21 protein-coding genes are annotated in these 14,746 nt (G+C 48.3%); 19 read left to right on the top strand and 2 right to left on the bottom strand.

Features of this window, described 5'->3' with window-relative positions:
- Window positions 1-3 precede the first annotated feature (3 nt).
- The 15 genes from map to MKX70_RS09160 all read left to right on the top strand — a co-directional run bounded on the left by map (window position 4) and on the right by MKX70_RS09160 (window position 9,939).
- Window positions 4-756 (top strand): type I methionyl aminopeptidase, encoded by a 753-nt coding sequence (gene map / locus MKX70_RS09090; protein ID WP_340781928.1) that lies wholly within the window; start codon window positions 4-6, stop codon window positions 754-756.
- 11 nt (window positions 757-767) lie between these two features.
- Window positions 768-1,076: a KOW domain-containing RNA-binding protein gene (locus MKX70_RS09095; protein WP_039298678.1), complete on the top strand. Its 309-nt coding sequence runs from the start codon at window positions 768-770 to the stop codon at window positions 1,074-1,076.
- 2 nt (window positions 1,077-1,078) lie between these two features.
- Window positions 1,079-1,294, top strand: a complete 216-nt coding sequence (infA, locus tag MKX70_RS09100) for a translation initiation factor IF-1 (RefSeq protein ID WP_018753971.1) — start codon at window positions 1,079-1,081, stop codon at window positions 1,292-1,294.
- 53 nt (window positions 1,295-1,347) lie between these two features.
- Entirely contained in the window at window positions 1,348-1,461 is a 114-nt protein-coding gene (gene rpmJ / locus MKX70_RS09105; RefSeq protein WP_003322638.1) for a 50S ribosomal protein L36, read from the top strand.
- Between the two features lie 19 nt (window positions 1,462-1,480).
- Window positions 1,481-1,849, top strand: coding sequence for a 30S ribosomal protein S13 (gene rpsM / locus MKX70_RS09110; RefSeq protein WP_036721817.1), 369 nt, complete (start codon window positions 1,481-1,483; stop codon window positions 1,847-1,849).
- 19 nt (window positions 1,850-1,868) lie between these two features.
- Window positions 1,869-2,264, top strand: a complete 396-nt coding sequence (gene rpsK / locus MKX70_RS09115) for a 30S ribosomal protein S11 (protein WP_019908251.1) — start codon at window positions 1,869-1,871, stop codon at window positions 2,262-2,264.
- A 131-nt stretch (window positions 2,265-2,395) separates the two neighbouring features.
- Complete coding sequence (locus tag MKX70_RS09120) at window positions 2,396-3,340, top strand: DNA-directed RNA polymerase subunit alpha (protein WP_039298711.1); 945 nt, start codon at window positions 2,396-2,398, stop codon at window positions 3,338-3,340.
- Window positions 3,341-3,381: 41 nt separating this feature from the next.
- Entirely contained in the window at window positions 3,382-3,747 is a 366-nt protein-coding gene (gene rplQ, locus MKX70_RS09125) for a 50S ribosomal protein L17 (RefSeq protein WP_019908254.1), read from the top strand.
- A gap of 179 nt (window positions 3,748-3,926) precedes the next feature.
- Window positions 3,927-4,706, top strand: coding sequence for a tRNA pseudouridine(38-40) synthase TruA (truA, locus tag MKX70_RS09130; protein WP_340781968.1), 780 nt, complete (start codon window positions 3,927-3,929; stop codon window positions 4,704-4,706).
- A 234-nt stretch (window positions 4,707-4,940) separates the two neighbouring features.
- Entirely contained in the window at window positions 4,941-5,378 is a 438-nt protein-coding gene (gene rplM, locus MKX70_RS09135; protein WP_042140128.1) for a 50S ribosomal protein L13, read from the top strand.
- Between the two features lie 20 nt (window positions 5,379-5,398).
- A complete protein-coding gene (rpsI, locus tag MKX70_RS09140) occupies window positions 5,399-5,791 on the top strand; it encodes a 30S ribosomal protein S9 (protein WP_042140127.1) in 393 nt (130 codons plus the stop codon).
- A gap of 226 nt (window positions 5,792-6,017) precedes the next feature.
- Window positions 6,018-6,710, top strand: coding sequence for a phosphoadenylyl-sulfate reductase (locus MKX70_RS09145; RefSeq protein ID WP_042239971.1), 693 nt, complete (start codon window positions 6,018-6,020; stop codon window positions 6,708-6,710).
- A gap of 35 nt (window positions 6,711-6,745) precedes the next feature.
- A complete protein-coding gene (sat, locus tag MKX70_RS09150) occupies window positions 6,746-7,921 on the top strand; it encodes a sulfate adenylyltransferase (protein WP_340839926.1) in 1,176 nt (391 codons plus the stop codon).
- A 72-nt stretch (window positions 7,922-7,993) separates the two neighbouring features.
- Complete coding sequence (gene cwlD, locus MKX70_RS09155; protein ID WP_340839927.1) at window positions 7,994-8,740, top strand: N-acetylmuramoyl-L-alanine amidase CwlD; 747 nt, start codon at window positions 7,994-7,996, stop codon at window positions 8,738-8,740.
- Between the two features lie 89 nt (window positions 8,741-8,829).
- The gene (locus tag MKX70_RS09160) at window positions 8,830-9,939 is read left to right on the top strand and encodes an Mrp/NBP35 family ATP-binding protein (protein ID WP_340839928.1); all 1,110 of its coding nucleotides are present in this window, start codon (window positions 8,830-8,832) and stop codon (window positions 9,937-9,939) included.
- 79 nt (window positions 9,940-10,018) lie between these two features.
- Here MKX70_RS09160 and gerD read toward each other — a convergent pair whose 3' ends face one another.
- Window positions 10,019-10,720 (bottom strand): spore germination lipoprotein GerD, encoded by a 702-nt coding sequence (gerD, locus tag MKX70_RS09165; RefSeq protein ID WP_042239960.1) that lies wholly within the window; start codon window positions 10,718-10,720, stop codon window positions 10,019-10,021.
- 127 nt (window positions 10,721-10,847) lie between these two features.
- On the opposite strand from gerD, the gene MKX70_RS09170 reads away from it, so the two are divergent.
- Window positions 10,848-11,438: a KinB-signaling pathway activation protein gene (locus MKX70_RS09170; RefSeq protein ID WP_042243600.1), complete on the top strand. Its 591-nt coding sequence runs from the start codon at window positions 10,848-10,850 to the stop codon at window positions 11,436-11,438.
- A 130-nt stretch (window positions 11,439-11,568) separates the two neighbouring features.
- Window positions 11,569-12,390 carry a PPK2 family polyphosphate kinase gene (locus tag MKX70_RS09175; protein ID WP_340781978.1) on the top strand — a complete coding sequence of 274 codons (822 nt, stop codon included), beginning with the start codon at window positions 11,569-11,571 and terminating at the stop codon, window positions 12,388-12,390.
- Window positions 12,391-12,435: 45 nt separating this feature from the next.
- Here the strand turns inward: MKX70_RS09175 and pdaB are convergent, their stop codons facing one another.
- Window positions 12,436-13,239, bottom strand: coding sequence for a polysaccharide deacetylase family sporulation protein PdaB (gene pdaB / locus MKX70_RS09180; protein ID WP_042239954.1), 804 nt, complete (start codon window positions 13,237-13,239; stop codon window positions 12,436-12,438).
- Window positions 13,240-13,371: 132 nt separating this feature from the next.
- Between pdaB and MKX70_RS09185 the strand changes: the two genes are divergently transcribed.
- Window positions 13,372-13,983, top strand: a complete 612-nt coding sequence (locus tag MKX70_RS09185) for a stage II sporulation protein M (protein ID WP_340781982.1) — start codon at window positions 13,372-13,374, stop codon at window positions 13,981-13,983.
- 242 nt (window positions 13,984-14,225) lie between these two features.
- Window positions 14,226-14,456, top strand: a complete 231-nt coding sequence (locus tag MKX70_RS09190) for a hypothetical protein (protein WP_025336637.1) — start codon at window positions 14,226-14,228, stop codon at window positions 14,454-14,456.
- Window positions 14,457-14,746: the final 290 nt, after the last annotated feature.

The raw sequence follows: 14,746 nt of genomic DNA on the forward strand, positions 1-14,746 counted from the left end.
GTAATGATCATTTGTAAATCCGAACAGGAACTTGCCTTTATGAGGGAAGCTGGACGAATTGTTGCCGAGAGTCACCGCCGTATTGCTGAGGCTATAGAGCCTGGTATTACAACTGGAGAGCTCGACAGAATCGCCGATCAATACATCCGCAGTCAAGGTGCTGTGCCGTCTTTCAAAGGTTACAACGGTTTTCCTGCCAGCATTTGCGCTTCAGTCAACGAACAATTGGTGCATGGATTTCCAGGTAAACGCAAACTGGTAGAAGGCGATATTGTTACGCTGGATATCGGTGCAGAGTACCGCGGTTATCACGGTGATTCCGCCTGGACCTACGGGGTGGGCAGCATTTCTGAAGAGGCTCAGCGTCTGCTGGACGTCACGGAAGGCTCCTTGAACGCAGGACTAGCGTTAGTCAAACCGGATGTGCGCTTGTTTACAATCTCCCATGCAATCCAGCAGTACATCGAGGACGCCGGCTTCTCCGTTGTCCGCGAGTATGTTGGTCATGGCATTGGGGCAGAACTGCATGAAGAACCGCAAATTCCGAACTATGGCATAGCGGACCGCGGACCACGTCTGAAGCCGGGTATGGTACTCGCGATTGAGCCGATGGTTAACGCCGGGGACAGATATGTCAGAACGCTGGAAGATAACTGGACGGTCGTTACGGTAGACGGTTCACTATGCGCTCACTTTGAGCATACAGTAGCAGTTACACCGGACGGCATGGAGATTTTCACAAAACTGAATGCGTAGGTGATCTTCACGTGAATACTGGGAGCAGCCCGCAGATTGGTCAAATCGTGAGAATTCTCAAAGGCAAGGATGCCGGAGAGGCTGCCGTTGTTATCGCAGTTGTTGATAGCAGATTTGTATATATTGCTGACGGGGACAAACGCAAGTTTGATAGTCCAAAGAAGAAGAATATTCAGCACTTGGAGCTCATACCCTTCATCAGCAGTGAGATTGTAGATAGTTTGGAAGAAACCGGCCGGGTAACCAACGGAAAGCTGCGGTTCGCAGTGATGAAGTATGGGGAACCAGCTGGAAAAAGTGCTAATGAGAAAGGAGACTAACTGTGGCTAAGGAAGATGTCATTGAGGTAGAAGGAACGGTCATTGAGCCGTTGCCTAACGCAACGTTTAAGGTTGAGCTTGAGAACGGTCATCAAATACTTGCCCATGTGTCCGGGAAATTGCGGATGCACTTTATCCGTATCCTAACCGGAGACAAAGTGGTCGTGCAGTTATCGCCTTATGATTTATCAAAAGGCCGTATAACTTACCGTAAATAGATGGGAACTACAACAAAAGTTTTGCTTCGCAAAACTTTGAGGAGGTAATTAACATGAAGGTAAGACCTTCTGTAAAGCCCATTTGCGAAAAATGCAAAGTCATCCGCCGCAAAGGGACTGTTATGGTAATTTGCGAAAATCCGAAACACAAACAAAAACAAGGTTAAGAAGGGGGTGTAGCGTAAAATGGCTCGTATAGCTGGAGTGGATTTGCCACGTGATAAGCGCGTTGAGATCGCCTTGACTTATATTTTCGGAATCGGTAAAACGACTTCCCAGAAAATTCTTAATGAAACAGGCATTGACGTTAACACACGTGTCCGTGATTTGACGGAAGATGAAGTCAGCAAACTGCGTGAAACGATCGACAAAGAGGTTAAGGTTGAAGGTGACCTTCGTCGTGAAATTTCCTTGAATATTAAACGTCTTACTGAGATCGGCTGTTACCGCGGTGTTCGTCACCGTCGTGGATTGCCTGTTCGCGGTCAACGTACCAAAACAAATGCCCGTACCCGTAAAGGCCCGCGTCGTACGGTAGCAAACAAAAAGAAATAAGAAGAGGTGATAAGAGACAATGGCTAAACCGAAAAAAGTCGTACGTACGAAACGTCGCGACCGGAAAAATATCGAGTCTGGCGTGGCACATATCCGTTCCACGTTCAATAACACTATCGTTACGATCACGGACCCTCACGGAAATGCAATTTCCTGGGCAAGCTCCGGCGGTCAAGGATTCAAAGGTTCCCGTAAATCGACTCCATTTGCAGCGCAAATGGCAGCCGAATCTGCTGCTAAAGCAGCTATGGAACACGGCATGAAGTCCGTTGAAGTTATGGTTAAAGGACCGGGCGCGGGCCGCGAAGCAGCCATCCGTTCCCTTCAGGCCGCTGGCCTTGAAGTAAACCTCATTAAAGACGTTACTCCGGTTCCTCACAATGGATGCCGTCCGCCGAAGCGTCGCCGCGTTTAGTAAAATCAGAATTGTGATTGTGGTATAATTCTGACGCATCTGCTAATAATAGGTGTTTAGGCATACTACATGATACACCTGATGGGGTGACTGTTTCATATAGGAGCGACGTTTGAAGGAGGGGTACACTCGTGATAGAAATCGAAAAGCCGAAGATTGAGACCGTAGAAGCCAATGATGATGGAACCTATGGGAAATTCGTAATTGAACCGCTGGAACGTGGATATGGCACGACTCTGGGGAATTCGCTTCGCCGGATCTTGCTTTCCTCCCTTCCGGGAGCCGCAGTGACTTCGGTCCAAATTGACGGCGTTCTGCATGAGTTCTCGACCGTTCCCGGCGTAATGGAAGATGTGACGGAAATCATCCTGAACCTTAAAGCTCTGTCTCTGAAGATTCATTCGGATGAAGAGAAAGTGTTCGAGATTGATGCTGAAGGTGAAGGCATCGTTACCGCAGGTGATATTCGTGCGGATAGCGATGTTGAGATCCTGAACCCGGATCTTCATATTGCAACGCTGGGACCTGGAGCGAGACTACACATGCGCATTTTTGCAGGCCGTGGTCGCGGCTACGTCCAAGCGGACCGGAACAAACGCGACGATCAGCCAATCGGTGTTATTCCAGTTGACTCCATCTACACTCCTATTTCCCGCGTGAATTATGGTATTGATAATACCCGTGTTGGTCAAGTGACTAACTACGACAAATTGACGCTTGAAATTTGGACGGATGGCAGCATCAGACCGGAAGAAGCCGTTAGTCTTGGAGCCAAAATTTTGAACGAGCACCTCGTTCTGTTCGTAGGTCTTACGGACGAAGCGAAAGACGCCGAAATTATGGTTGAAAAAGAAGAAGACAAAAAAGAAAAAGTACTCGAGATGACCATTGAAGAGCTTGATCTTTCTGTCCGTTCCTACAACTGCCTCAAACGTGCCGGTATTAATACCGTGCAAGAGCTGACTACGAAAACTGAAGAAGATATGATGAAGGTCCGTAACCTGGGCCGCAAATCTTTGGAAGAAGTTCAAGAGAAGCTTGAGGAGCTCGGTTTGGGTCTTCGTACAGAAGAATAGTTACAGGGTTTCTTGAGACTTGAGTGAAGGAGGGAAAACAAATGGCATACCAAAAATTGGGCCGTGATTCCAGCGCGCGCAAAGCACTATTCCGCGATATGGTAACGGATCTGTTCCTATACGAACGCATCCAGACTACAGAAGCCAAGGCGAAGGAAGTTCGTTCCATCGCTGAGAAACTGATCACAAAAGCGAAAAAGGGCGATCTTCATGCTCGCCGTCAAGTAGCAGCATTTGTTCGTCGTGAGACTGTAGACGGTGAACAAGATGCAATCCAAAAATTGTTCTCTGATATTGCTCCTCGTTACACAGAGCGTCCAGGCGGATACACTCGTATCCTGAAGCTGGGACCTCGCCGTGGCGATGCTGCGCCTATGGTTTATCTTGAACTGGTAGACCGCGCGTAGTTTCACAAGCATGATTTCCGGATGTACGCATTACGTATTTAACGTTATTGTACTGCAGGGCATTCTTGACCCTGCCGTGCAAATAACCGCGGGAATCACCTTGTATAGAGTAGAAGGAGCTCCCGCCGGGGCTCTTTTTTTATGACACAGAAAAACCTATGGACTAACAGGAGAATGAAATGCGCAATCTATTGATGAAAGTCAATTATGACGGTACCCACTATGATGGCTTTCAGACCCAGCCTCAGGGCAATACGATTCAGGACAAGCTGGAGCATGCTATTCTTCATCTGACCGGTGAGACGCTCAAGATAACGGGCTCAGGACGGACAGATGCGGGTGTGCACGCTTATGGCCAACCTTTTAATTTCATAACCTCTTCCCAGATCCCGCTGGAACGCTGGTGTCTGGCTCTGAACGCCAGGCTTCCGCAGGATATCGTGGTTACCGAGGCCTGGGAGGTTCCGCTCTCATTCCACTCGCGTAGAGGAGCGAAGCGTAAAACCTACCGGTACACGATTAACGGCAACCGGTTCCCGGACCCGTTCCAGCGGCGTTGGCAGCATCATCATCCGGTGAAGCTGGACATTCAGTCGATGGAGCAGGGACTGGCAGGGCTGCTGGGTACTCATGATTACACTTCGTTCGCATCAAGGAAGTCTACCAAGACATCGCATGTGCGGACAATATTTGAAGCGTATCTTGAAGTGGACCGCAGCATGTGCCGGCCGGGATCATCCGATCAGGGAGTTATTCATACGTATATTACAGGCAGTGGATTTCTACAGCATATGGTACGCATTATTATGGGTACGCTGATGCAAGTGGGGGAAGGTAAAATCAGCGCGGACAAAGTCCCTGCAATTCTTGCGGCATGTGACCGTGCGGCTGCCGGACCTACGGCCGTTTCGAAAGGTCTGGCACTGTGGAGTGTAGAATATGACGAGAATGAGATTTAAACGACATGCACACTATTTTTTTCTGAAAAATAGAGCTTGAAAAGTTAAAAATCACTTGCACTTGTCATGTTTATACTGTAATATAAAAGTTGTGTTTTCTTGATGGCTATCCCACAGCCCCGATCAAGGAAATGCCAACAAACAAGTTTTTCTTAACTCACATAATTGTAATCCAATGAGAAACAAGATATACGAGACAGATGATTTTCGTACGAGAACAAGGAGGAAACATTCATGCGTACCACCTATATGGCGAAGCCAAACGAAGTTGAACGCAATTGGCACATCATTGATGCCGAAGGCAAAACACTTGGTCGTTTGGCAAGCGAAGCCGCTGCTCTGATCCGTGGCAAACACAAACCGCAATTCACTCCACATGTTGATACTGGAGATTTCGTAATTGTTATCAACGCTGAGAAGATTCACCTGACCGGTAAGAAAATGCAAAACAAGAAATACTACCGTCACTCGATGCACCCAGGCGGCTTGAAGGTTACTGTTGCAGAAGACCTGATCAAGACCAAACCTGAGCGTATGATTGAATTCGCAGTTCATGGCATGATTCCTAAGACTCGTCAAGGGGACCACATGAAGCTGAGACTCAAAGTATATGCAGGCGCTGAACATCCACATGCAGCACAAAAACCTGAAGTTTACGAACTTCGCGGATAAGAATAGAGGAGGACAGTTTCATGGCACAAGTACAATACTATGGGACAGGTCGTCGTAAACATTCGGTAGCACGTGTTCGCCTTGTACCGGGTGAAGGACGCATTGTCATTAACAAACGCGAGATGGACGAATATTTCGGTGTTGAAACACTGAAGATGATCGTAAGACAACCTTTGAACCTGACTGAAACACTTGGCAACTACGATGTAATCGTTCTTGCACATGGTGGCGGCATTTCCGGTCAAGCTGGCGCAATCCGTCACGGGATCTCCCGTGCATTGCTCAAAGTTGACCCTGAATATCGCGGTGCGCTGAAGAAAGCAGGCTTCCTGACTCGTGACCCACGTATGAAGGAACGTAAGAAATACGGCCTCAAAGCCGCTCGTCGTGCTCCACAGTTCTCGAAACGTTAAGATCTGTCCCTTGTTATCAAGGAACTCAAGCTCCTGGCCTTTATGGCCGGGAGCTTTTTTACGTTTCATTAACATACAAATATTAATTCCCCGCATACTTTATTCCAAAATGAACAAAACCCATTGACTTCGCCACTGAAACGGATATACTATACCATATAGAATTAGTCGGGATTAATCTCTCTGAGGATTCGATCTTGGCTATACCCGGATGGAGGAAGATTAGATGAATCTGCTTGAGAAAGAGGATTTAATCAAAGTTAAAGCTGAAGAATTGGAGAATGCCACTCCCGAAGAGATTATCCGCTGGGCGGTAGAGACTTTTCCTAACATAACCTTTGCCTGCAGCTTTGGTGCCGAGGATGTAGTGCTGGTGGATATGATCCAGAAGGTAAGCCCGTCGACAGATGTGTTCTATCTCGATACCGATTATCACTTCAAGGAAACCTATGAGACAAGAGATGTTATGGCCGACAAGTACGGAATGGAGTTCGTCCGTGTATCGCCGCAGATTACAGTAGAAGAGCAGGCACTGCAATATGGTGAGGCGCTTTGGAACACTGACCCGAATCAATGCTGCGCCATCCGTAAGGTTGAGCCGCTCACGCGTATTCTTTCGCAATACGACGCTTGGATTACCGGAATCCGCCGTGACCAGGCGCCAACCCGCGCCAACTCTAAAAAGGTGGAGTATGATAACAAATTTGGCCTTGTAAAGTTTAATCCGATTGCAAGCTGGACCACAGAGGATGTATGGAATTATATCCGCGAGAATGATGTAGTCTATAACCCGCTTCATGACCGTAACTTCCCTAGTATTGGCTGTGAGCAATGCACCCGGGCAGTTATGCCTGGTGAAGATCCGCGTGCCGGAAGATGGTCCGGATCAGACAAAACAGAATGTGGATTGCATAAATAACACACTAGCATTGCACACAGGAGGAGAGAACAAGGATGACTTCAATACTTCCTCATGGAGGAGCGCTGGTTCAGCGTATAGCACAGGGTACGGAGAGAGAACAACTGCTGCAGCAGGCCTCAGCCAATAAATCAATTTCTCTCAATACATGGACTTTATCTGATTTGGATTTGATTGGTGTAGGTGCATTTTCGCCGCTCACTGGCTTCTTGAATGAAGCGGACTACCATTCTGTGGTCACAAGCATGCGTCTGGCAGATGGAACCGTATGGAGCATTCCTATCACACTCGCTGTAGATGACAAGCAGGCGGCATCCCTTACAGTGGGTGACAGGGTATCACTGATTAGTGAAGAAGACGGTGTAGTCTGCGGACTGCTTGATATTGAGAGTATTTATGTAGTGGATCAGCAGCTTGAAGCGCAGAATGTGTTCAAGACAACCGATCCTGAGCATCCTGGCGTAAGCAAACTGCTCGCCCGTCCGGCAACTTATGTAGGCGGTCCTATAACTGTACTGAACCGGCCGCAGCCTGAGAAATTCGGTGAGTTCTATTTCGACCCCGCCGAGACCCGTCAGATCTTCGCGGACAAAGGCTGGAGAACCGTTGTGGGCTTCCAGACACGCAATCCGGTACACCGCGCTCATGAGTACATTCAGAAGTGTGCTATGGAGGTTGTAGACGCTCTTTTCCTGAATCCTCTTGTGGGTGAAACCAAGTCTGACGATGTGCCGGCCAATGTGCGGATGAAGAGTTATCTTGCGCTCCTGGAGAATTATTATCCGGAGAACCGCACATTCCTGGGCGTATTCCCGGCGGCAATGCGTTATGCCGGACCGCGTGAAGCGATATTCCATGCGATGGTGCGCAAGAATTACGGCTGCACACATTTTATTGTCGGCCGTGATCATGCCGGTGTGGGTGACTACTACGGCACTTACGAAGCGCAGGAGATCTTCGCGAACTTTACCGCCGAGGAACTTGGCATTACACCATTATTCTTCGAGCACAGCTTCTTCTGTCTGAAATGCGGCAATATGGCTTCCAGCAAAACCTGCCCGCATCCGGGTGATCAGCATTTGACGCTTTCCGGAACCAAGGTACGGGCACTTCTTCGCGACGGACAATGTCCGCCTCCAGAATTCACGCGCCCCGAAGTGGCGCAGATTCTGATTGAAGGCATGTCTCCGGAAGTTTCGGTCCAAGCTTAAACAGCCAGTACTATTTGGCCCTCTTGTCCCATATAGATGAGTAGAATCTATCGGGACGAGGGGGTCTTTGTTATGTCTGGCCGACAACAGCATAAAGTCTCGGTCTGGATCTCTTGGAGCAGCATCAAAAAAAGCATCCTTGGCGCTGCATTACTCGCTGTGATGATCGGTATCATTGCTTATGATATGCCGACTGCCAAGACGATCAATTATTGGAGTCTGCCGCTCTCCGGCAAGGTAATTGCCATTGATGCAGGCCACGGGGGGCCGGATGGCGGCGCAGTGAGCCGGGAGGGGCTGATTGAGAAGGATATCAACTTATCGGTGTCCCTCTATTTACGCGATTATCTTCAGCAGGCGGGAGCTATTGTAGTGATGACCCGGGAAGGGGATTATGATCTGGCCCAGGACAGCACCAAGGGGTATGCCAGACGCAAGACGGAGGATCTGAAGCAGCGGGTCAGAAGTATCGAGGAGAAGGGCGCCGATCTGTTTGTCAGCGTACATATGAACAGTATTCCTTCGAACCGCTGGAGCGGAGCCCAGACCTTCTATTATCCAAGCAATGAGGGCAACAAGGCGTTGGCCGGATCGGTACAGGATGAGCTGAAGGCTACCCTTGAGAATACAGACCGTGTGGCCAAGACTGCGAATACCATTTATTTGTTAAAAGTATTAAAGATGCCGGCTGTCTTAGTTGAGGTAGGATTCCTATCCCATCCTGAGGAATCCGTTCTGCTTGGAGACGATGTGTATCAACGGAAGGTGGCAACCAGTATCTACCGGGGGATCTTGCGGTATACCTCTGATCAGCCATAGGGTGGGACTACTCTTCCGCCGGAGGGTAATGCTATAATAGACGAAAATACCGGAGCTTACCCATCCGGTAAGGAACAGAGGTGCTTTCCATGCTGACTAGGGAACAAATTCAGGAACTTTTGCAGCCGCTCACAGACCCGGAATCCGGAAAAAGCCTTGTCGAATTGCAGCTGATCCGCGATATCATGATTAAAGAAGACCGGATCTCGCTATCTGTCGTGTATCTTGACTCCGAGGAGAAGCAGCGTATGGAGCTGGAGCAGCAGGTTCGCGATCTGCTTACTGAGGGCGGAGCAGATAATATTCATATCCGTCTGCGTGATGCCACCGATTATGAACGAGCTATACTCCGTGGAGAGAGTGCAGAAGGCGAGCAGGAATCAGAACAAGGCGAGAAGCTGAAAGGCCACGCAGCGGGCCTTGAGGGGCATGAGCTGATCAACGAGAATTCGGGTGTGAACTTCATCGCGATCGCCAGCGGCAAGGGCGGAGTGGGAAAGTCAACGGTGACAGTGAACCTGGCCGTAGCACTAGCCAGAAAAGGCAAAAAGGTCGGTCTGATCGATGCTGACATTTACGGCTTCAGTATCCCTGACATGATGGGGATTGAAGAAGGACCAGTCGTGGAAGAAGGTACGATTATTCCGGTGGAACGATTCGGAGTGAAGGTCATGTCGATGGGCTTCTTCATCCGTGAGAATAGTCCGGTCATCTGGAGAGGGCCCATGCTTGGCAAAATGCTGCGCCAGTTCTTCAGCGATGTAGGCTGGGGTGAACTGGATTACCTGCTGCTGGACCTGCCTCCGGGAACGGGCGATGTGGCGCTTGACGTGCATCAGATGCTGCCGCACAGTAAGGAGATTATTGTAACCACCCCTCATGCAACGGCGGCCTTTGTGGCAGCGAGAGCGGGCTCTATGGCTCTGCAGACCGATCATGAGATTCTTGGGGTCATCGAGAATATGGCGTATTATGAATGTTCCTCCTGCGGCAAGAAGGATTATATCTTCGGACGCGGGGGAGGTGCCCGCCTGGCCGAAACACTGCATACAGAGCTGCTGGCCCAGGTGCCGCTGGGTGCACCTGATAACCATATCTCTGAGCCTGATTTCTCACCATCGGTGTACAAGGCGGATACGCCAACTGCAGGATTGTTTGCAGAAGTTGCAGATAAGCTGATCGCCAAGTACGAACATTAAGCTCTGCGTAATTTGTTTGCACACAAAAAGGCCTGTCCTATATGGGACATGGCCTTTTTTGAAAATAATGTATGTTATTTTAGGAGCCGGAATCATCTCCGCCTTCCTGCTTCTGACTGTCGCCCCCGCTTTCCTGTTCCTCTCCGCCCCCGCCGCCTTTTTCGGCATCCTTTTTCTGTACCTTAGGCTGCAGCTCTTCCTGTACTACAGTTTTGAGCAGATCGAGCACTTCCATACGGAAGAGCGGATTCTGCATGGCCTCCTGCATAATGGTCATGGATTGCTTGCGGTAATCGGAAGTCTTAGTAAGGTCGAGGAACATTTTCATCATTTCAGGCGATTTCATAATTTCTTCGACAGACTTTTGATAAGTGGGGTCCTTAATTAATTGAAGATGCAATTCCTTGCTCTGCGTATTAATCGCTTTGGCGAACTCCCCGGCAAACTGCGGGTCCGTCATGATTTTTTCGATTTCCTTCTGGTACTCAGGAGCTGTGATGGTGTCTTTAACCGCGATCCGGATCTGCTCGGTTGTTTGCATCGGCATCATTTTCATGCTCAGCCCGCTTGTGCTGCCTTCACCCGAGCTGGGGGTAGAAAGGGCCTCCTCAACTGCCTTTTTCCCCTCATCGCTTTTCAATATATCTACAACCATCGTCTTCATTTCCTTATATCCGCCCTGTCCGGAAGAAGAACTGCTGCTCTGTTCGCCTCCGCAGGCCGTTAAGGCCATAACCAAGCCGAGTGCCAAGCCTCCAGACCACAAAGTCCTCCATTTCATTGGCGCTGCCCTCCTTTATAGAGTTACTGACTGTAGTATGCCGCGGGGGCACACATTTATGTTGGAGTGTAATGGTTTTTTGACGGTAACCTTGGTAAAATAAATCTGACACAGGGAGGTGGAAGCGCTGAACTTAAGAAAATGGTTTTATTTATTCTGGACCACGCTTTTGATCGGAGCAGGAGGAGCCGTGATTGCCGGTCTTGCCCTGCAGATAGTCAATGGCGGAATCGATTTCAAGAGCACCGCCGACCTTTTACTTTACTCCCTGATCCTTTTTGGCTACGGAGTGCTCGTCAGTGTATATGCACAGCTTGGGTTCTTCGCTTATCTGATTCTTAATTACATGGGCACCGGCGTGTTCCCGCGCAAGGCATGGCGGTACATACAACTGGTGCTAGCAGTGCTTGCGCTGCTTGAACTGGTTTTCCTGCGTACATTTTTGAGCGGGGACCGGAGTGTTGCATCCGACCTGATTCTGGGTCTCGGGATTCTGCTTACCGCAATTATTGTTTCCTGGTTCAAAATGCGGGGTACCAACGCTTCGGCCTGGATTCCAACCTTTTTCTTTATGACCGCCATCACCATTGTTGAGATTATCGGTGTACTCCGGATCGGCGTAGATAGCGCCACCATTTTTATTCTGGTGCCGCTGGTCGCTTGCAATGCGTTCCAGATTTTGATGCTGCACCGCATTTTGAAACCGGCCTCAATTTAAAAGTCTATAAACCAAAACCCCGCTTCCCTGAATACACTCAGGGTGGCGGGGTTTTGGCATTGCTTATACGGAACGGTTAGAATCAAGTTGATGAGGTTAATCTTAAAGAATAGAGTGGAGGAGGGAATATATGAACATCAAGCGTTATATGATAAAAGACACAAGTGAAACACGCCTGAAAGACCTCGATCCGGACGAACGCGGCGAATTCAAATCTAAAGAAGAAGCGGAAGCCAAAATGGAGAAGCTGAAGAAACGGCTGGCAGAGCTTCAGGATATCCTTTTTGCACAAAAGAAGCATTCCCTGCTCGTTATTCTTCAAGGAATGGATTCCAGCGGGAAGGACGGAACCGTTAAGCATATTTTCTCCGGTATTAACCCGCAAGGCTTCATCGTTACCAGCTTCAAGAAGCCCTCTCTGGAGGAGGAAGCTCACGATTTCCTGTGGAGAGTCCATATGAAGACACCGCCCAAAGGCTATATTGCTGCGTTTAACCGTTCGCATTATGAGGATGTGCTGGTACCGCGTGTGCATGGCAGTCTGAAGAAAGAGGATGCCAAGCGGCGTTTCCGCTACATCCGCCAGTTTGAGGAAATGCTGGCGGAAGAGGGGACAACGGTAATCAAGCTCTTTCTGCACATCTCCAAGGAGAAGCAGCTGGAGAAGATCCAGGAGCGGCTTGATGATCCGGCGAAACATTGGAAGTTCGACGCCAGCGATCTGCAGGAACGCGAATTCTGGGATGATTATCAACAAGCCTATGAAGATGTTTTTGAGGAAACCGGTATAGAGAAAGCTCCATGGTACTGGATTCCGGCGAATCACCGCTGGTACCGCAATTATCTGGCGCTGGCCATTGTGGTGAAAACGCTGGAGGGGCTTGACCTGAGCTACCCGAAACTAAATACACCTACTCCGGATATTTCCAAGCTCATTTCTCCGCGCCACTAATTCATAGCACATAACCTATAGCGGCGCGTTTAGAACTGGTCTAAGTTACATCCCGGCAGCGTCTTCTAACCCATTATCCAGCCAAGCGGAGTCGCGGACTTCCTTGCCTTCGGCACTGCTTTGGCTAATTAGTTCAGAGACTGTAACGAATTCATATCCTTGGCTGCGCAGTTTATCAATAATTTGCGGCAATGCCTCATGAGTCTGCTTACAGGAGTCGCTGGCATGCAGCAATACGATATCTCCGGGATGGGCCTTGCTCGTCACACGGTTCACGATATTATCCACACCGATGTTCTTCCAGTCCAGCGAATCTGTATCCCATTGAATTACCTTATACCCAAGATCAGAGGCAACCTGCAGCACTCTTTTGTCAAAATCCCCGTTAGGCATTCTGATGAGGTTGGGCTGTGTACCTGTTAACTCGGTCAAGACCGTATGGGCTGTAGTAATTTGCGTACGGATTTCTTCATTGCTCAGTGTACTGTAGTTCACATGCTTGTGGCCGTGGCTGCCAATCTCGTATCCGGCGTCTTTGATGCTGGTGACAATCTCTGGATGGGTCTTACTCCAAGGGGAGGATAGAAAGAAGGTAGCCTTATCCACCTTTTTGTCTTCCAGCACCTTCAGGATCGGTTCCGGTCTCTTCTCCCCCCAGCTAATATCAAAGGTTAAGGCAATCAGCTTCTTTTCCGTCGGCACGCTGTAAATGGCGGAAGGGGCTGCTTCAGAGAAAACAGTAATATTACCCCTTTCGACATAGACGACACCGGCGGTAAGAAGCGCAGCAGCAAAGATATAAATGAACCGTTTTATCTTTTTGCCGCTGAATACATAAAAAGAATTCATAATGTCAGCGCTCCTCTCCCATGCGAAATGCTTGTTTGTTCTAAATGTATGCTCGTACAGGGCGCTTATGACCGCAGATATAAAACCTGCAGCAAATGCTTCAAAAGCGCGATATCATATCAGGAGGTACAAATGTTATCTTTTAATACGTTTATCAAAGATCTGGGAACGATCCGCAAAGCGCTGCTGACAGCAGCCTTGTTATTCATAGCCGGCGGAGTAATTGGCTGGATCGGTACGGGAAGTCTGCAGCAGCTGCTGAATGAGCAATTGAAAGGAATCAGCGAAATCAGCGGGAACCTTAGAGAATCCTCTAATCCGCAATGGAGCTTTTTTGTATTTATCTTTCTGAACAACAGCATCAAAAGTGTAGTCATTATATTTCTAGGGGCACTGTTTGGAATATTACCGGTGTTCTTCCTGCTGATTAACGGTGCGGTCATTGGTTATCTGATTCATCTGTCCGCAATACAGGGACAGGACCTGTTCACCCTGATTGTAAAAGGATTGCTGCCGCACGGGATTATCGAGATTCCAGCAATCATTATTGCCTGTGCTTTTGGTCTGAGGTTCGGAGGCAAAGCGTTGTCTGCCCTATTTCGGGCGGGAAAAAGAAATGAGAGGGAAGCGGGCCATTGGCAGGCGTTTATGCGGCAGACTTTTACCGCTTCGGTATGGATTGTTATTCTGCTGTTCGTTGCCGCAATCATTGAGAGTACAATTACATTTTCACTTTTATCATAAAATTTATGGGAATTGAGCATAACATTAAAAGCCAAATAAATTGGTCCCATAGTCGGAATTTGGATATAACGAGACCATAATGGAATTTTTTATAATTATGGTTATAGATCCTATGCTCCGGTTAATCTAGTGTAAGCAGTACAATTGGAGCTTCCCACATCGAATGGTCTATTTTCTACAGTAGAGGACATGGCATTTGATGGTTGTTGATAGCTATGAATTTCATGAAGGAGGCCAAGCATATGCTCGGGATGTTATTCAATGAGAAGGAATGCAAGGAGCTGGACTATGTTTTGCGTAAAGAGCTGGATGAAATGCTTCTGGACTTGAGCGATCAGCGTTTAGATCAGAATATCAGACACGCTATTGCCAATCGATATAAAACGGTATTCCGTATGTATGCACGTTTTGCTCCACAGAAGGAGTTGTCCAAGTACGCGTGGGGAGGACGTTCCTCACAGTTCAAACATTGAATACTAAAGTGCTATAAGACCAGAACAAATAAAATTAACCTAATAGCTTGACTAAAAGGGAGCCGGCATGATACATTATATCTCGCGCTCCTTTTGAATGTTTAAAAGGGTGCTACAGGCAGGAAATAATGAAAAATAACTTTTTCAAAAAAAAGCTTGCCAAACAACGAAACACTATGATATATTATAAAGGTCGCCGCTGAGATGCGGTGAAGAGTTAAAATGAGACATTGATCTTTGAAAACTGAACAACGAGTGAGTGGGGAATCACGAAAGTGACTTCCAAAAAT

Source organism: Paenibacillus sp. FSL R7-0312 (assembly GCF_038004445.1).
GTDB lineage: Bacteria > Bacillota > Bacilli > Paenibacillales > Paenibacillaceae > Paenibacillus_AQ.